The organism is Aquimarina sp. AU58, from assembly GCF_900312745.1.
GTDB classification, from domain to species: Bacteria; Bacteroidota; Bacteroidia; order Flavobacteriales; family Flavobacteriaceae; genus Aquimarina; species Aquimarina spinulae.
In genome coordinates, this window is sequence record NZ_OMPD01000014.1 from 3,417,958 (window position 1) to 3,432,285 (window position 14,328).

Sequence of the window (14,328 nt, forward strand, 5' to 3'; positions counted from 1 at the left end):
AATACGGAAAATTGATTTGATGACATAATTATATTCAATTTCACTTTTATAAAGTGCTATTTTAACACTTTACAAAATCTACTACACAATGAACCATAAGTATTTTAATGATTTCTTGTAATTTAATAAATAAAATTGATATCAATAATTGAGGAAAGTAGGAACCGTATTATGAAAATAATATCAAAAAAAACATCCCGAAATATCGGGATGTTTATAATTCTATTTTAATTATATTTTATTTAATGAATTGAACTTTTGTTGCATCAATTTCATTCTTGCTATCAAAAAATCCTTGATCTGTCATCCAATCATCACTAAATACTTTACTCATGTATCGTGATCCATGATCGGGAAGAATAACAATAACATTACTATTTTCATCAAACTCACCTTGCTCAGCAAGTTGTTTTACACCTTGTATAGCTGCTCCACTTGTATATCCTAAAAACAGTCCTTCTTTTTTTACTAATTCTCTAGCTGTATGTGCACTATCTTCATCACTAACCTTTTCAAATTTATCAATAACATCAAAATCTGTTGCAGTAGGGATTAAATTTTTACCCAGACCTTCAATTCTATAAGGATATATTTCTTCCTCATCAAATTCTCTGGTTTCATGATACTTTTTTAAAACCGATCCATAAGCATCGATTCCCAAAACACGTACATTACTGTTTTTTTCTTTCAAAAACCTTGCAGTACCTGAGATAGTTCCTCCGGTTCCACAACATGCTATAAAATGTGTAAGCTTACCATTGGTTTGCTCCCAAATTTCTGGTCCCGTAGAATTATAATGAGCGTCAATATTTAATTCATTAAAATATTGATTTATATATACAGATCCTTTTATTTCTTCATGAAGTCTTTTTGCCACCTGATAATACGATCTTGGATCATCAGCACTTACATGGGCCGGGCATACATATACCTTTGCTCCCATATTCTTAAGCATTGCAATTTTATCCTTAGAGGATTTAGAACTAACAGCAAGAATACAATCGTAACCTTTGATCACGCTAACCATTGCTAAACTAAAACCTGTATTACCACTTGTTGTTTCAATAATGGTATCACCGGGTTTAAGAATACCTCTTCTTTCTGCTTCTTCTATAATATAAAGTGCAATTCTATCTTTGGTGGAGTGTCCCGGGTTAAAAGATTCTACTTTTGCGTAGTAATTTCCCGGAAAGTCGTTCATAATTCTGTTTAATTTTATAAGCGGGGTATCGCCAATAAGCTCTAAAACATTATTATAAGCCCTAATATCTTCTCTCATATAATTGTGTTTTACAGATTCGTGGAATAAAATGGGGGTCCACTAACTGTTACAAAAACGGTACGAAGTTACATTATTTTTTTTAATTACTCTTGGATACCTTCTAAATCTAATAAAAAGGCATATTCTTCTGCCACTTCTTTAAGTGCTTCAAATCTCCCTGAGGCTCCTCCATGTCCGGCTTCCATATTTGTATGTAATATTAATAAATTCTTATCTGTCTTTAACTCTCTTAATTTTGCTACCCATTTTGCTGGCTCCCAATATTGCACCTGAGAATCATGCAAACCTGTATTTACTAACATATTAGGATATTTCTGAGCTACAACATTATCATAAGGAGAATATGACTTCATATATGTATAATATTCTTTTTCATTAGGATTACCCCATTCATCGTATTCTCCTGTGGTTAAAGGAATACTATCATCAAGCATTGTACTTACAACATCTACAAAAGGTACCGATGCTACTACTCCATTATATAATTCTGGCGCCATATTAACTATTGCCCCCATCAATAATCCTCCTGCAGAACCTCCCATAGCATATAAATGATTGGTAGAAGTATATCCTTGTGCTATTAAAGACTTTGAACAATCAATAAAATCTGTAAACGTATTTTTCTTTTTAAGAAGTTTTCCATCTTCATACCAGGATCGTCCCAGATATTCGCTTCCTCTTATGTGGGCAATGGCGTAAATAAATCCTCTATCCAGCAAACTTAATCTCGCCGTAGAAAAATAAGGATCTATAGTTGATCCATATGAACCATAACCATATTGTAATAATGGGTTACTTCTATCCTTTTGTAATCCTCTTTTATATATTAAAGAAATAGGAATTTTAGTTCCATCCTCGGCTGTTGCCCATACTCTTTCTGAAACATAATCACTTTTATCAAATTTACCACCAAGGACTTCTTGTTCCTTTTTTACTTTTTTCTCCTGAGATTCCATATCAAAATCAATTACCGAATTAGGAGTAGTAAGAGAGTTATAAGAGTATCTTAGGCTTTTGGTATCAAAATCAGGGTTTGTACTTACATAAGCGGTATAGGTTTCATTATCAAAAGGAAGGTAATAATCAGCAGTACCGTCCCATCTTTTGATATTAATCTTATTTAAACCATTATTACGCTCACTAATAACTAAATACTCTTTAAAAATCTCTACATCTTCTAGTAAAACATCTTTTCGGTGTGGTATGACATCTTTCCAGTTCTCTTTGGCAGTATTATCCTCAGATACCTTCATCAGCTTAAAATTAGTAGCTTCGTCTGCATTGGTTAACACATAGAAATGATCATCATAATGTGCTATCCCATATTCTACTCCTCTTATTCTTGGCTGAAAAACTTTAAATTCTCCTGTAGGATCATCGGATCTTAAAATTCTATATTCTGAAGTTAGCGTACTACTTGACCCTATTACAAGGTATTTTTTAGATTTGGTTTTATATACAAATGTAGAAAAGGTATCATCTGTTTCATTAAAAATCTCTACATCATCTGATACTGGAGTTCCCAGAACATGCCTGTAAATCTTATTAGATCGCAGTGTTTCATTATCTTTTTTGGTATAAAATAAGGTTTTACTATCTGTAGCCCAGGTACTACCACCAGTTGTAGTTTCTATAATCTCTGGATATACTTCACCTGTTACAAGGTTTTTTATTCGTATGGTATATTTACGTCTACTTACGGTATCTACACCATATGCAGCTAACTTATTATCAGGGCTAATACTAAGTCCGGATAATCTATAATAACTATATCCTTCAGCTTCTTTGTTACAATCAAAAAGAATTTCTTCTTCTGCATCAAGGCTTTCTTTTTTTCTGGAATAAATAGGATAATCTTTTCCTTTTTCGAAACGAGTTAAATACCAATACCCGTTTAATTTATACGGAACTGAAGAATCATCCTCTTTGATACGACTTTTCATTTCTTCAAAAAGGTTTTCCTGAAACTTCTTTGTATGAGCAGTCATCTTATCATTATAGGCATTCTCTTGCTCTAGATAATCAATCACCTCCTGGTTTTCACGATCATTTAACCAAAAATAGTTATCAACACGAATATCATCATGTTTTTCTAGATTTGCTGGTTTTTTAGCTGCTATAGGAGGTTGAACTTTAGAATCCAATGTCGTCATGGTATTTTATTTACAAGAAGTTGCGAAAATAAGAGATAATAAGAATATAATGAATGAAGTTTTCATAATAATCTTGTTAGTTTATTAACAGCCAAAGTACTAATTTTGTATTTATAAATTTTAAAAACACATACACATGTTTGGAGATATGATGGGGATGATGGGTAAATTAAAGGAAACCCAGCAAAAAGTAGAGGAAACTAAAGAAAGGTTAAATACCGTTTTGGTAGATGAAGAAAGTTCTGATGGTTTACTTAAAATTACGCTCACCGCAAATCGAGAAGTTAAAAAAATCGCTATATCCGATCAACTATTAGAAGACAAGGAACAGCTAGAGGATTATTTAATTTTAACTTTAAATAAGGCTATCGCAAAAGCAACACAGGTTAATGAAACAGAATTGGCTGCAGTTGCTAAAGAAGGTATGCCAAATATCCCGGGGATGGATTTATTTAAATAGTCCTGTCATCAATTAAAGGGTGTTGGGCTTTAAAAAAGTGCAGTTAGCTATTTTTATATTTTTCTTTCTCCTTTTAATTCTATAATTTTAACAAAAGCTAAAAAATTAACTAAAATCTGACAATATGTTTGAACTCAAAAATAAGGAAGGGTCTAGCTATCATTTTACCTTAAAAGCTAAAAACGGACAAGTTATCTTAAGTAGTGAGGTTTACAATAGTAAATCTGCTGCTGAAAATGGAATCGCTTCAGTTAAGAAAAATGCATCTGAAGATGGTCGATACGAACGTAAAACAGCTAAAAATGGTAAGTTCTATTTTAACCTAAAAGCTGGTAATGGCCAGGTAATAGGTAGTAGTCAGATGTATGCTTCTGAGTCTGGAATGGAAAATGGCATCAATTCTGTAAAAGAAAATGCATCGGGTGCCGATACTAAAGAAATTTAATTTTTTAAGTGTTTATAAATAAAGCTGCTCATTATATATGAGCAGCTTTATTTATATTCAGAGTTACTGAAGTTAATAATTCTAAAAAGTACTCATGCTTTTGCTGGGTATATTCCAAATGTGTTACAAATCTTAATTTACCTTGCCCCATTCCATAAAAATGAACGTTTTTTGACGCCATTTCTGCAATAAATTCTTCTTCATTGCCGTCTATAACAAATATAACTATATTGGTATCTACAGGTTCTACCTGCGTTACAAAAGGTAGTTTTTTTAGTACTTCGCCAATTTCTTCGGCTCTTTTATGATCTTCTGCTAATCGGTCGATATGATGCTCAATAGCATATAATCCGGCAGCTGCCAAATATCCTAACTGGCGCATTCCTCCTCCTAATATTTTTCTGATACGAATTGCATGTTCCATAATATCGCTATTACCAACTAAAACCGATCCTACTGGTGCTCCCAGGCCTTTGCTTAAACAAACAGAAATAGAATCAAAAACTTCTCCGTATTGGGTAGCACTTTCATTTTTGGCTACAAGAGCATTCCATAATCGTGCTCCATCCAAATGGTATCCAAGATGATGCTGATCACATACTTGCCTTATTTTTTTTATTTCTTCAAAATCATAACATGCTCCACCTCCTTTATTGGTCGTATTCTCTATACATACCAAACTTGTTAACGGGCTATGATAAAAATCTGGTGGATTAATTGCTGCTTCTACCTGCTCTGTTGTAACCATCCCTCTGTGACCATCTAGTAATTTGCATGATACTCCACTATTAAAAGAAACTCCTCCTCCTTCATAATTATATACATGAGCAAATTTATCAGCTATCAATTGCTCGCCTGGTTGTGTGTGTAATTTAATAGCAGCCTGGTTTGCCATACTTCCCGAAGGGAAAAACAATGCAGTATCTTTACCAAACATTTGTGCTACCTTTTCCTCTAATGCATTTACTGTAGGGTCTTCTTTATACACATCATCCCCTACCTCAGCATTCATCATGGCAGCAAGCATTTCTGGAGTAGGTTTGGTAATCGTATCACTTCTAAGATCTATTTTCATTTTTTTATAATACTATATGATTTATATTGTAATCTACTCGACCAATAAAAATAATGCTATTTTTGTGAATAGCACTAGCATATTGCTCTAAAATAAATGTTCCTTCAAAAAAATATTATGTATAGGTTTTTTATATATTGTTTTTTACTGCAATTTCTTTTTACCCCAACCTCATTAAAGGCGCAACACTATACAGATTCACTACAGCAAAAAAGTTATAAAGAGTTACAAAATCTTTTTTTAGAAAATCGTAATGTAGATTCCATAAATGCAAAAAAGATTTTGAAGGTTTATATAGAAAAAGCAAAGAAAAATTTAGATACTCTCAAAATAGCACAAGCCTTTCGACTTTATTGCCTGGATAAAAGTGAAGAAAACAAACAACCCTTTTTAGATAGTATTATTGCCATTACTAAGAATAAACAAAATAAAAACTACCCTGCTTTTGCTTATCACAGGAAAGCACAATTTTTTCTACATCAACAAAGAAATATTGAAAAGACCTTAAATAATCTTAACCTGGCTCGTAAGTATGCAAAATTGAATAACAATATCCGTCTTTTATACAGAATAAAACATCACATTGGTATTATTAAAAGTGAGCATTTAAATGAAAAAGAGGAAGCTTTGGCTATTTTTAAAGAGTGTGAAAAATTTTATAAAGATAAAGACAAGTATATCTATAGATATTTATTTACGCTACATGTTATTGCAGAAACATATATAGGTCTTAAAAAATATGATTCTGCATCATATCATAATAACCTGGGATATAACAAAGCTGTAAATGGTACTAATATCGAGCAAAACAAAATGAAAGCCTATTTTATTTTATGTGAAGGAATTAACCAATATACTCAAAAAAAATACACAGCTTCTATCGACAGTATAAATAAAGCTATACCTACAATGATAGAATATAACGATATCTCTAATATAATTGATAGTAATTTTTATTTAGGGAAATCATATTATGACCTTGGGAATAAAGAAAAAGCAATACCGCTTTTAAAAAAAACAGATTCTATATTAGAAACGTTAAACTCTATTCCACAATACAAACATGTTAAAACCTACGAGTACTTAAAAAATTACTATAAAGAAATAAATGATCTGCCCAATCAAAATAAATATTTAGATAAGTTAAATACTGTATTGGATAATTATCTAAATGATCAGATTTTTATTAGTAGAAAAGTAAAAGAAGACTATGATATTCCGTTACTAATTGAGGAGCAACAGGCCATCATAAAAAAACTAAATAAAAACAATGATACTTATATTTCGGGATTATTAATTTCGGGAATACTTTTACTAATTTCTGGGGGGCTTATCTACTATCAATATCGAAAAAGACGATTGTATAAAATTAGGTTCGAACAACTGATTATCGATTCTAAATCAAATACGCATTCACCCTACTCAAACCAAGAGATCAAATCTACGAAAAGTTCGGATTTAAAAGTTCCCGAAAAACATGTAACTTATATACTGAGTAAGCTTGATGAGTTTGAAAAAAACCATGATTTTTTAAATATAGGAGTAAGTTCTCAATCTCTGGCTGATGATATAGAAACCAATGTTAAATACTTGTCACGAGTGATTAATCATTATAAAAACAAAAGTTTTACCAACTATCTAAATGAGTTACGAATCACCTATGCCGTAAAAGAATTACAGGAGAATGTAATGCTACAAAAATTCACTATAAAAGCTATCGCTAGCGAGTTTGGATATAACAGCGCTGAGACTTTTTCTAATGCCTTTTATAAACAGGTAAAGATAAAACCTTCTTATTTTATTAAGGAATTAAGAAAGGTAAAAAGTGATAAAAAAACCCTATCTATTTAGGTCTATTAACGCTTCTTAAAAACACGAAATTCCAGAATTTCGTGTAGTGTAAATAATTTTTCCATTTAAAAACAACGGTTTTTACATACATTCGTGATCAACCCACAAAACAATAAAACATATTACATCATGAAAAAAAAATCACTCAACACAAAAAAACTTACCTTAAAAAAATTTGAAATTTCTAAATTTAATGAGTTAAATAAAATTCATGGAGGAGGAGGAGGCAGTACACCGCAAAATGGAGTTGCTCGATGTGTCTCTGACTCTTGTGGAAATAATGGAAAATGTGATTCTTCTATCTATTATCAATTTGATTAGAAGATAAATAGTTTCAAAACCATCTTTAACAACGGTTTTTACATACATTCGTGATCAACTCACAAAACATATTAGTCATGAAAAAAAAATCACTCAACACAAAAAAACTAACTTTAAAAAAACTTGAAATTTCTAAACTTAATGGATTAAGTAAAATTTATGGAGGATTTCCAGGAGGAGGTAGTACACCTCAAAATGAGGCTGGCTGTGCCTCTCAATCTTGTAAGCGTAATAATGATTGTGACACTATTTATGTGGATAGAAAATAAACAATTTTAAAAACCACCCTCTACAATTTCATATAATACCATATCTGACTAGATATGGTATTATTTTTTACAACAATATCATCAAATCGCTACAACAACATCTGGTATTTTTGCTTCTAGTAGCTGGCCGTTTTGTAATGCAACTACTCGATCTGCCATTGCAATGGTATCGGGTCTATGCGCAATAATTATTCTTGTAATATTCAATTTCTTTACTGTCGTATTCACTACAGATTCTAACCCTATATCAAGATGTGAGGTAGCTTCATCGAGGAACAATATTTTAGGTTTTTTGTATAAAGCTCTTGCAAGTAGCAATCTTTGTTTTTGCCCACCAGACAAGCTACTTCCCATATCCCCAATTAGAGTATGATATCCCATTGGCATTGCCATGATATCTTGGTGTATAGCCGCCATCTGCGCACATTGTTCTATCCATTCCTGATCAAAATCAGGATCAAAAAAGCAAATATTATCTGCAATACTACCCGATAATAGTTGATCATTTTGCATTACTGTACCTATTAAATTTCTATACGTTCGTAGCCCTACTTTTCGTATATCATATCCATCAACAAGAATAGTTCCGGTTTCTGGTTTTAGTAACCCCAACATTACTTTCATTAATGTTGTTTTTCCGCATCCCGATGCTCCCACTACTGCTATAGAGCTCCCCTCCTCTATTTTGAAATTAAGATTCTTAAATAAATACGGTTCATTATCAGAATATCTAAAACTAATATTCTCCAAATCCAACTCTCCTTTTACCTGTGACAACTGCCTTTTACCATCGATATCTTCTTCTTGTCCTGTAAGAATGATATCGCCAAGGCGTTCCATATGAAGGGAAAGCATTTTAAATTGTATAAATTTATTAACCAAAGCAGAAGCTTTTTCTGTAAACTGACTTTTATAAGACATAAAAGCATATAGCATTCCAATAGTCATCAAGCTATCCATCACTAATGAGGCAGCCAGATAAATCACAATTATATTTTCGAGTCCAAATAAAAATCCATTAATAAAGTTATAACCGATATCTAATTTGCCAATTCGTATACCAGTATTCATAGCATCGGCATAATAATTATGCCACACGGTTTGTCGTTGACTTTCATTACCAAATAGCTTAACACTTTGGATACCTCTAACGGTTTCCATAAAATTAGAATTCTGTTTGGCATCTGCTACAATAGCTTCTTCTTTCAATTGTCTATACGGGCGATACAATGCTAATCGCACTATTATATATAATGCTACAGCAACCAGAACAATAAAGGCAAGTGTTGTGCTATATATAAACATCATAACCAGAAGCCCGATAGCCATTATACCATCTACAACGGTTTCAATAAGACCGGTAGTTAATAGTTGTTTTACATCTTCCAGAGATCCGAATCGGGAGATAATATCACCAATATGTCTTTTTTCAAAGTAATCCATTGGCAGTTTTAACAAATGCCGTAACAGATTTGCTGCCATTTGGATATTGAGCTGTGTTCCCATATACAAAATAACGACTCCACGTAACGCAGTTACTGCCAAATTAACCAGCTTCATAAGGCCAAAACCTAATGCTAGTATCAACAATAAATCCAAATCTCGGCTAATAATAACATCATCGACTACTAACTGCATATAAAATGGAGTTGCTATCGCAAATACCTGTAGTAACAATGACAATACCAGAATTTGTGTCAATACTCTCTTTAAACCTGTAATTCTACTCCAGAAATCAGATAGTTTTGCTCTTTTTGAAATTTTTTCTGGCTTAAAATCAGGTGTAGGTGTCAATTCTAATGCTACTCCTGTAAAATGCTTCGAAACTTCTGACAGTTTCATTATCCTTTTTCCAACGGCCGGATCGTGGATAGTGACTTTATTTCCTTTTACTGAAGTGAGTACAACAAAATGATTTAAATTCCAATGTAAAATACATGGAGTGTTTAATTGCGAAAGCTCTTCTAATTCAAGGCGTAGCGGTCTGGAGCTAAACTGAAGATTATCTGCTAATTTTATAAGCCCTTGTAGCGTTGCTCCTTTTGCAGATATAGAGTATTTACGTCGTAAAGCATTGAGGTCCAATTTATGTCCATAATAATTAGCGACCATAGCTATAGAAGTTAGCCCACACTCTGCTACCTCTGTTTGTATGATGACGGGGACTCTTTTCTCCCAGCCGTAATGAAGTAAATGAATTGGGTTTTGCATATACTATAATTTTCCTTTTAGACTATATATAGGTTCTAACAACCATTGCCCCAGGCTGCGTTCTTCTAAAATAATATCTGCTGCTACAGACATTCCTGATTGCAATGGCATTTTTTTACCATATGCATTAATAGTTTGTACATCTAGAGCAACTTTTATGCGATATACCGGTTCTTGCATAGGAATGGGTATAGTAACCTCGTTTGGGCTAATAACCGCTTCTGCTATTTGCACAATTTTACCTTGGTACAATCCATATCGTTGATACGGAAAAGCATCATATCGTAATAATACCTGCTGGTTCTTTTTTACAAAACCAATAGCTCTCGAAGGCAAAAACAATTCGGCATACAGCGTTGTATTTTCTGGTATGATGGTTAGTATGGGTACAGCAGAAGATACATTTTGCCCAATATTAACCTGGGTTGAAGTAATACGGCCATTTACAGGGGCTTTGATCATATAAGAATGGCTGTTTTTTAATTCTATAAGACGTTCTTCTTTTTGTGCCAGCTGATTTTCTAATTCTTTTAATCGGGTACTTTTGCGTAAAGGAGATTGCTCCTGCTGCTTTCGTATATTGGCTATTTCTGTTTTCTTATTGATTTGTAATCTTTTAGTAGCATTAAAAGATGCCTTAGCACTAAAATATATACTTCTTTTACTAGTAAGGTCATCTTCAGAAACTAGCCCTTTTACTCTAAGTTGCTTATAGGTATTCCATTGGCTTTTTGCCAGTTGTACTTGTTCTTTCTGGTTTTGTAATTGCTGATTGATCTGGTAATATTCATTCTTATGATTTATAAGAATGGTAGATAATCGGCTACCTTCGCTATCCAGAACTTGTGTTTCATCAATAATTCGTTGTTCGAGGTTTATTTTTTGTTGCTCTAGTCGGGTAATCAATTGTTGATTGATGCTTATACTATCCTTTGTACCTCGTTCTGTAGTAACTTCGAGTAGGTTTTGGCCTTTACTAATTTTTTGACCATCTGTACTATGTTTTTTATCGATAACTCCATTAAATGGAGCATACACTCGCACTAAACCTTTGTCGGGTACCAAATACCCTGTTACCATCTCACGACGGGCAAAGGTTCCGAACGCTAAAAAAAGCCCCACCATCGTAACTACAAAAACCAGTATACCTGTAAATATCCAAAAGGATATGGGTCGTATTAATAAAACATCTCCTAATAACCGTTGGGTATTATTTTTTATGGCTTCTTTACGAAATAGCGGGGAACTCATAAGCTTTATTTAGTGAATTCTTTGTGTGAAATTTTCACATTCAAAATTATTAGATTGCCTTGTTGGATTTGTCGGGAAACTAATATGACAGGTTGGAGTACAAGAATCTACCACTCCTCCTTTTATGGTATTCATTTCAAGGTTTGATATGGTACACTTATTAAGGTTCAGTTTTTTAATTTTATTGTTTTTCATGATATCATTAATTTTTATATTATTAATTTCTTTAATCATCTCAATAAAAGATTACATACAGGCCCAATTATATAGGCCTGTATGATATTCAAAGTATTAGTCTTCAGACATACTACCTGCAATGGCACCAATAATAGCGCCTAATATAGCACCTAATGGTCCTCCTATTGCATTTCCGATACCGGCACCTGTAATTGCACCGCTCGCTGCATCACCACCATTAACTTCCTGTACTTCTTCAAATTTTAAATCTCTCATGTCTTTGATTTTTTAATTATTGTTATTAATTGCCACTATGAAGGGTCTTTTTTTGAAGTAACAGCTGCTGCTGTAAAACCTGTGCATGCCGCTAAACCTAGACTCCATGCTGCTACTGCTCCTAACCCTCCTGTTCCTGCTATCAATGCCGCACCACCAATAATTGCTACTGCACAACTTGCTCCTGAAGCTTCACTAGCTGTAACAGGTCCACCACTAACTTCTTTTACTTCGGTAAATTTTAAATCTCTCATTTTGTAAATTTTTAATTGTTAAACATTTGTTACGTATCCGATAGATCAAAAAATTATTCTACAATAACTTTACCTACCTTATACACGGTACAAGCTGCTGCTGCTCCTTGCATACCTGGTACAAACCATCCTGCAATCGAAACAACAGAACATGCTCCATCGACAAATTCTCCAAGGTTAAACTCTCCTCCATTTACTTCTTGTACTTCTTCAAGTTTTAAATCTCTCATTTTTGTATTTTTAAATTGTTAAACATAAATTTCTATCAAAGCGCTTTGATGCTAGCAAACATAAAGGAACAAGAAGGTTTTTTGCAACAGGTTATATTGGGTATTCCAGAATTTCGAGCGTTTTTCCAGAATTTCGATTTTGTTTTTACAGAAAAAAATGACTAAACCATTTCAAGTATTTTTTTTCTAAAAAAGAAAGTATGTTATCGTCTAATAATCGTAAACAAAAAATCGTCTGAAAATCTATTTTCAGACGATTCATCTCAACTTTCGAAAAACTGTGTGTTTACAAATCAGCTAAAAATGTATTAGCAAAGAATCTCGATAAGTATTGTTGTTTATTTGTGAGCATTAACACATACCTGGCAGCTCATAGGTGTTTGTGAGTATTGACATGCCAATCCTTGCGTACCATTTCCACAGCCAAATGGATCTGCTGTTGGTAAACCAGGCCCCGTTATTGGATGAGGCCAGTTTATTCCACCCTTAATGCTATCTAATTGTGCTACATTCATTTTCTTAAGACTCAATTTCTTTTTACTTTTCATGATATTTAATTTTATGTTATACAAATATCAAAGCGCTTTGATAGAAACAAACATAGCCTGTTCTATAAGCTTGATGCAAATGAATGTATTGAGTATTCTGGAAAAACGCTCGTTTTTCCAGAATTTCGACTTTTTTTAGATTAAATGACAGGAAATCTTACCAAGAGGAAGTTAAAATGCTCCTATGAAATTGTAGTTTTTGAAATTATAAAGAAAAAACGATTAGCTAATCAAAAGGCATTCGTCCCATTTGGTGTCAAAAGGAGCCAAATAGGATATTATAGATAACCCGATACCAGCAACACCTTCAAGCAAACTTACTTCGGTTTTCCATTTTTCTTCGTCTGCTCCTCGCCATACCATATATCCCGCGTATCCTTGCTCATGTATCGCCATGTTAAGTGCTTTCTGTGCCCAAAAATCAGAAGCTTCCTTAAATACTATATCGTTTGTTTTTCTATACAAATAATTATAAATAAGAAGTATCCCATATGCTCCATGGCACAATCCAGCATCCTGAACTCCCGCTTCTTCAATATCTTTTCGTTGCGTAGAATATTTTAAAATAGCTATTGCTTCATCACTAATTTGGGTATCTCCTAATATTGTACCCGCTCTAAATATCGATATTCCTATCCCTAAATCTCCATAGCACCACGCTAATCTCGAATTATTATCCTCTACATTCTCTTCAACAACCCAATTAGGAAATGTAGCGGTTAGTGTTTTATCTTTATTTTTACAATGCAATATATAGCGCACCGACTGTTGTAACATCTCTCTAACATCATCATAAAATTCTTTATGTTCGGCTATTCGGGATAGGAAATTAACCATACTTGATATTCCGTGAGACAAACTTAAATTACACCCCTTAACTCCTTCTTCTTGCCTTAGAATAGACTCCCACCATACTCCGTGGTCATTCTTTTTTGATGATTTTTTTAGTGCTGCAATCAACTCATCAAGGTAGTTCTTATAGTGTGTTTTTGCCTCTTCTGAAGCCAGATTTTGATAACGCTTTAAAAAATAATATCCATATCCCATTGCACCATGCAGAAAATCATAATTCTCTATTTTTATATCGGCTCTCATTGCTTCTAACAAATAGGAATCTAAATCAGACGAAAGGAAGTCATCATCTAACTCTACAAACTCTTCTTCTTTAAGAATTTCGAGCACCCAACATGCTCCTGCAATTCCCGTACAAAAAGTGGGAAAAGTAAAACCATTATTAATAAGTTCTACAGCTCTTGTAATTGTTTCTGCTCCTTTATCTGCATGAATATCCTCATTTAAAAACTTTGAATAATAAAATTGAAATAAAGCAACTCCGGAAACTCCTGATAAAACCCCTACTTCCTGATTGTTTTCTGCCTTAGCATCTAAAACCTCACTTATTTCTTTTAATTTATTCCTTAATTGAATTTCAATAGTCATGTAGTGCTTAGTATTTCGAATTTGTAAAGTGGTAAAGATAAAAAGTAAAATAGTAGGGCTTCAAACAATACCAGTCTAAATTCTA

Annotated in this window: 16 protein-coding genes; 5 read left to right on the forward strand and 11 right to left on the reverse strand. The window is 33.1% G+C overall.

The window, feature by feature from the left end:
• Positions 1 to 238 precede the first annotated feature (238 nt).
• Together DK441_RS26225 and DK441_RS26230 are read right to left on the reverse strand one after the other, a co-directional pair.
• Positions 239 to 1,279, reverse strand: coding sequence for a PLP-dependent cysteine synthase family protein (locus DK441_RS26225; protein WP_109853488.1), 1,041 nt, complete (start codon positions 1,277 to 1,279; stop codon positions 239 to 241).
• 86 nt (positions 1,280 to 1,365) lie between these two features.
• Positions 1,366 to 3,435 carry a S9 family peptidase gene (locus DK441_RS26230; protein WP_109853489.1) on the reverse strand — a complete coding sequence of 690 codons (2,070 nt, stop codon included), beginning with the start codon at positions 3,433 to 3,435 and terminating at the stop codon, positions 1,366 to 1,368.
• A 136-nt stretch (positions 3,436 to 3,571) separates the two neighbouring features.
• Here DK441_RS26230 and DK441_RS26235 point away from each other — a divergent pair, with 136 nt between their 5' ends.
• On the forward strand, positions 3,572 to 3,895 hold the full coding sequence (locus DK441_RS26235; RefSeq protein ID WP_025668016.1) for a YbaB/EbfC family nucleoid-associated protein: 324 nt from the start codon (positions 3,572 to 3,574) through the stop codon (positions 3,893 to 3,895).
• Between the two features lie 124 nt (positions 3,896 to 4,019).
• Positions 4,020 to 4,340 carry a YegP family protein gene (locus DK441_RS26240; protein WP_074405926.1) on the forward strand — a complete coding sequence of 107 codons (321 nt, stop codon included), beginning with the start codon at positions 4,020 to 4,022 and terminating at the stop codon, positions 4,338 to 4,340.
• A gap of 31 nt (positions 4,341 to 4,371) precedes the next feature.
• On the opposite strand, the gene DK441_RS26245 is transcribed toward DK441_RS26240, so the two are convergent.
• Complete coding sequence (locus DK441_RS26245) at positions 4,372 to 5,415, reverse strand: low specificity L-threonine aldolase (protein ID WP_109853490.1); 1,044 nt, start codon at positions 5,413 to 5,415, stop codon at positions 4,372 to 4,374.
• Positions 5,416 to 5,532: 117 nt separating this feature from the next.
• Here DK441_RS26245 and DK441_RS26250 point away from each other — a divergent pair, with 117 nt between their 5' ends.
• The 3 genes from DK441_RS26250 to DK441_RS26260 all read left to right on the forward strand — a co-directional run bounded on the left by DK441_RS26250 (position 5,533) and on the right by DK441_RS26260 (position 7,856).
• Positions 5,533 to 7,266 (forward strand): AraC family transcriptional regulator, encoded by a 1,734-nt coding sequence (locus DK441_RS26250; RefSeq protein ID WP_160112296.1) that lies wholly within the window; start codon positions 5,533 to 5,535, stop codon positions 7,264 to 7,266.
• 129 nt (positions 7,267 to 7,395) lie between these two features.
• Entirely contained in the window at positions 7,396 to 7,587 is a 192-nt protein-coding gene (locus tag DK441_RS26255) for a hypothetical protein (protein ID WP_160112297.1), read from the forward strand.
• Between the two features lie 77 nt (positions 7,588 to 7,664).
• The gene (locus DK441_RS26260; protein ID WP_025668011.1) at positions 7,665 to 7,856 is read left to right on the forward strand and encodes a hypothetical protein; all 192 of its coding nucleotides are present in this window, start codon (positions 7,665 to 7,667) and stop codon (positions 7,854 to 7,856) included.
• 81 nt (positions 7,857 to 7,937) lie between these two features.
• Here DK441_RS26260 and DK441_RS26265 read toward each other — a convergent pair whose 3' ends face one another.
• From DK441_RS26265 to DK441_RS26295, 8 genes are all read right to left on the reverse strand, one after another.
• Positions 7,938 to 10,067, reverse strand: a complete 2,130-nt coding sequence (locus tag DK441_RS26265; protein WP_109853493.1) for a peptidase domain-containing ABC transporter — start codon at positions 10,065 to 10,067, stop codon at positions 7,938 to 7,940.
• A 3-nt stretch (positions 10,068 to 10,070) separates the two neighbouring features.
• On the reverse strand, positions 10,071 to 11,318 hold the full coding sequence (locus DK441_RS26270; RefSeq protein ID WP_109853494.1) for an HlyD family secretion protein: 1,248 nt from the start codon (positions 11,316 to 11,318) through the stop codon (positions 10,071 to 10,073).
• Positions 11,319 to 11,327: 9 nt separating this feature from the next.
• Positions 11,328 to 11,513, reverse strand: coding sequence for a TIGR04149 family rSAM-modified RiPP (locus DK441_RS26275; RefSeq protein WP_074405920.1), 186 nt, complete (start codon positions 11,511 to 11,513; stop codon positions 11,328 to 11,330).
• Positions 11,514 to 11,609: 96 nt separating this feature from the next.
• On the reverse strand, positions 11,610 to 11,771 hold the full coding sequence (locus tag DK441_RS26280) for a Blp family class II bacteriocin (protein ID WP_109853496.1): 162 nt from the start codon (positions 11,769 to 11,771) through the stop codon (positions 11,610 to 11,612).
• A 35-nt stretch (positions 11,772 to 11,806) separates the two neighbouring features.
• On the reverse strand, positions 11,807 to 12,025 hold the full coding sequence (locus DK441_RS26285; RefSeq protein ID WP_109853497.1) for a hypothetical protein: 219 nt from the start codon (positions 12,023 to 12,025) through the stop codon (positions 11,807 to 11,809).
• A gap of 53 nt (positions 12,026 to 12,078) precedes the next feature.
• Complete coding sequence (locus DK441_RS26855) at positions 12,079 to 12,255, reverse strand: hypothetical protein (RefSeq protein WP_160112298.1); 177 nt, start codon at positions 12,253 to 12,255, stop codon at positions 12,079 to 12,081.
• A gap of 338 nt (positions 12,256 to 12,593) precedes the next feature.
• On the reverse strand, positions 12,594 to 12,803 hold the full coding sequence (locus DK441_RS26290; protein ID WP_025667785.1) for a hypothetical protein: 210 nt from the start codon (positions 12,801 to 12,803) through the stop codon (positions 12,594 to 12,596).
• 222 nt (positions 12,804 to 13,025) lie between these two features.
• On the reverse strand, positions 13,026 to 14,243 hold the full coding sequence (locus tag DK441_RS26295; protein ID WP_109853498.1) for a lanthionine synthetase C family protein: 1,218 nt from the start codon (positions 14,241 to 14,243) through the stop codon (positions 13,026 to 13,028).
• Positions 14,244 to 14,328: the final 85 nt, after the last annotated feature.

Excerpts from the sequence above, each read along its gene's own strand:
- DK441_RS26260 (WP_025668011.1), top strand. The coding sequence starts at position 7,665 with ATGAAAAAAAAATCACTCAACACAAAAAAACTAACTTTAAAAAAACTT.
- DK441_RS26255 (WP_160112297.1), top strand. The coding sequence starts at position 7,396 with ATGAAAAAAAAATCACTCAACACAAAAAAACTTACCTTAAAAAAATTT.
- DK441_RS26250 (WP_160112296.1), top strand. The coding sequence starts at position 5,533 with ATGTATAGGTTTTTTATATATTGTTTTTTACTGCAATTTCTTTTTACC.
- DK441_RS26290 (WP_025667785.1), bottom strand. The coding sequence starts at position 12,803 with ATGAAAAGTAAAAAGAAATTGAGTCTTAAGAAAATGAATGTAGCACAA.
- DK441_RS26295 (WP_109853498.1), bottom strand. The coding sequence starts at position 14,243 with ATGACTATTGAAATTCAATTAAGGAATAAATTAAAAGAAATAAGTGAG.
- DK441_RS26280 (WP_109853496.1), bottom strand. The coding sequence starts at position 11,771 with ATGAGAGATTTAAAATTTGAAGAAGTACAGGAAGTTAATGGTGGTGAT.
- DK441_RS26270 (WP_109853494.1), bottom strand. The coding sequence starts at position 11,318 with ATGAGTTCCCCGCTATTTCGTAAAGAAGCCATAAAAAATAATACCCAA.
- DK441_RS26855 (WP_160112298.1), bottom strand. The coding sequence starts at position 12,255 with ATGAGAGATTTAAAACTTGAAGAAGTACAAGAAGTAAATGGAGGAGAG.
- DK441_RS26230 (WP_109853489.1), bottom strand. The coding sequence starts at position 3,435 with ATGACGACATTGGATTCTAAAGTTCAACCTCCTATAGCAGCTAAAAAA.
- DK441_RS26225 (WP_109853488.1), bottom strand. The coding sequence starts at position 1,279 with ATGAGAGAAGATATTAGGGCTTATAATAATGTTTTAGAGCTTATTGGC.
- DK441_RS26245 (WP_109853490.1), bottom strand. The coding sequence starts at position 5,415 with ATGAAAATAGATCTTAGAAGTGATACGATTACCAAACCTACTCCAGAA.
- DK441_RS26240 (WP_074405926.1), top strand. The coding sequence starts at position 4,020 with ATGTTTGAACTCAAAAATAAGGAAGGGTCTAGCTATCATTTTACCTTA.
- DK441_RS26265 (WP_109853493.1), bottom strand. The coding sequence starts at position 10,067 with ATGCAAAACCCAATTCATTTACTTCATTACGGCTGGGAGAAAAGAGTC.
- DK441_RS26275 (WP_074405920.1), bottom strand. The coding sequence starts at position 11,513 with ATGAAAAACAATAAAATTAAAAAACTGAACCTTAATAAGTGTACCATA.
- DK441_RS26285 (WP_109853497.1), bottom strand. The coding sequence starts at position 12,025 with ATGAGAGATTTAAAATTTACCGAAGTAAAAGAAGTTAGTGGTGGACCT.
- DK441_RS26235 (WP_025668016.1), top strand. The coding sequence starts at position 3,572 with ATGTTTGGAGATATGATGGGGATGATGGGTAAATTAAAGGAAACCCAG.